General features: G+C 65.2%; 1 protein-coding gene. It reads right to left on the reverse strand.

Annotated elements, in window-relative coordinates:
- Positions 1 to 199 precede the first annotated feature (199 nt).
- Positions 200 to 1423 (reverse strand): IS4 family transposase, encoded by a 1224-nt coding sequence (locus GOPIP_RS25485; protein WP_035728866.1) that lies wholly within the window; start codon positions 1421 to 1423, stop codon positions 200 to 202.
- Positions 1424 to 1465: the final 42 nt, after the last annotated feature.

The following is a 1465-nucleotide window of genomic DNA, read 5'->3' on the forward strand; positions in this document are numbered from 1 at the left end:
CAATACCGTTCAGTTAAGGGCGACGGGTGTGTAGACGGCGGGTTTGGTCGGATGTGGCCAGGAGGCGTGCTGGGCACGTTTAACGTGCCATTTCACGTATTTGCGTTTGACGACGCGGGGATTGGCCCGGCGGCGTCGGGCGGGATTGAGGCGGCGGGTCAGCCGGCTCAGGAAGGTCTGCCAGCTGCGGTGGCAGACTTCAGGGTCGTGAGGGGGGAAAGTCGCCCTGGTGGGCGACCGATTGTCGGGTAATCCGGAGTGCGGCAACGAAACTGACTCGGTCGGGTTCGTGGCCTCCATGGTGGGCGGCCTCGATCATCAACGACCGGATCGCGTAATGACAGCACAGGTGTCCCCAGATTTCTTGCAGCACCAGATCGGGTGATTTCGACCGCAGCACGGTGCGTGGTCCGCGTTGGTGGGTTTTGAGTTCGTCGAAGGCGATCTCGATCTCCCACCGCTCGGTGTAGGCGGTGGCCAACTCGACCGCACCGACCTCGTCGGGGTCGAGCACAGTGGTCAGCAGCCGGTAGTGTTCGGGATTGTCGCGGCCGTCGTCGATGGTGTAGTCGATGACCCGCACCAGCATCGGTTCCGCGCGGCGCGCCGCCGCCGAATGTGTCTGGCGCAACTCGGCGAGCCAGGATCCGTCCGGCAAGTCTTTGACATGGCGTGGTTTGGGCCCCATCTTGTCGGTCCGCGCCCGCCACAACAGATCTGCGCCGGTGGCGATAGCCTTGCGCCACAATGCATACGAGAACACGCCACGGTCGGCGGTGACCAGCATCCCCGAGTGCAGACGAGGCAGCAACGACTCGATCAGCGACGCCTCGGACTCGGCGTAGGTGCCGACTGCGGCCGCGAAGATCGCATGCGTACCGCATTCGGCGAGCGCCACCATCCGCGCCATCGGGAACGCCGACCGTTCACCCTTGGCCACCCCCGGCCGCCCGAAATACTCGTCGTTGGCCTCGGTGTCGGCCACATCCAGGCACGTGCCGTCAACGGCGACCAGCCGCCGCCCCGCCAACCACACCCCCGCAGTCGTCGCCGTCCCCAACGGCCGCGCGACCCGGGAAAACAACGCCGCCACCGGCGCCGACCCCAACCGGGCCCGCGCCTGAAAGATCGCCGACTTACTCGGCGGACGAAAGGTTTCCTGCCACCCCGACGCCCACGACAAACCATCCGTGAGCTGCGAGAACACATCCTCATACGAACCCTCGGCATACAACGCCATCCCGATCGAGAAATACGCCATCACCCGCGCCGGCAACACCCGCGACCGCACCTCGGTCCGCCCCGCCGCCGCGACCACCTCATCCACTAGATCCGGCGGAAACGTCCGCGTCAACACCCCCACCGACACCACATCCGACAACCGGCGATCCGACTCAGGCTTCACCCACCCAGCACGAGGCATGCATCCAAACTACACCCTTGTAAGCTTAACTGAACGGTATTG

It is taken from the genome of Gordonia polyisoprenivorans NBRC 16320 = JCM 10675 (assembly GCF_000241325.1).
GTDB classification, from domain to species: domain Bacteria; phylum Actinomycetota; class Actinomycetes; order Mycobacteriales; family Mycobacteriaceae; genus Gordonia; species Gordonia polyisoprenivorans.